The organism is Nocardiopsis sediminis (genome assembly GCF_042650565.1).
Taxonomy (GTDB): domain Bacteria; phylum Actinomycetota; class Actinomycetes; order Streptosporangiales; family Streptosporangiaceae; genus Nocardiopsis_B; species Nocardiopsis_B sediminis.
This window is the reverse complement of the sequence record NZ_JBHSBH010000023.1, coordinates 1-596: the sequence shown is the minus strand read 5'-3', so window position 1 is coordinate 596 and position 596 is coordinate 1. Positions and strand designations below refer to the sequence as shown.

Here is a 596-nt window from a genome sequence, read left to right as displayed (position 1 = left end):
CACCCCGGCATGGGACGCCACCTCTACACCACCTTCCCCACCTTCGCCGCAGCCTTGGACGCCGCCTGCGACGCGCTGGACCCGTACCTGGACCACCCCCTCAAGCACGTCATGTGGGCCACCCCCGGCACCGAACACGCCCAACTCCTCGACCAGACCGCCTACACCCAACCCGCCCTCTTCGCCCTCGAAACCGCCCTGTTCCGGCTCCTCGAATCCTGGGGTGTCCACCCGGACTACATGACCGGCCACTCGCTGGGCGAGATCACCGCCCACCACGCCTCCGGCGCCCTGTCCTTGACCGACGCCGCCCGGCTCGTGGCCACCCGCGGCCGCCTCATGCAGTCCCTCCCCGAGGGCGGGACCATGGCCGCCATCGACGCCACCCCCGACGAGATCGCTCCCCTGCTGGAAGGCCAGGAGCACCACGCGGGGATCGCCGCCCACAACGCCCCCCACGCCACCGTCGTCTCCGGCCACGCCCCCACCATCCACACCATCACCACCCACTTCAAAGACCAGGGACGCAAAACCCGGATCCTCAACGTCTCCCACGCCTTCCACTCCCCATTGATGACCCCCATCGTCGAGACGTT

1 protein-coding gene is annotated in these 596 nt (G+C 69.5%); it reads left to right on the top strand.

The genetic code is table 11. The annotated features are described in order from the left end of the window. The coding region (locus ACFOVU_RS28915) for an acyltransferase domain-containing protein (RefSeq protein ID WP_378538635.1) at positions 1 to 596 on the top strand (596 nt) is incomplete at both ends.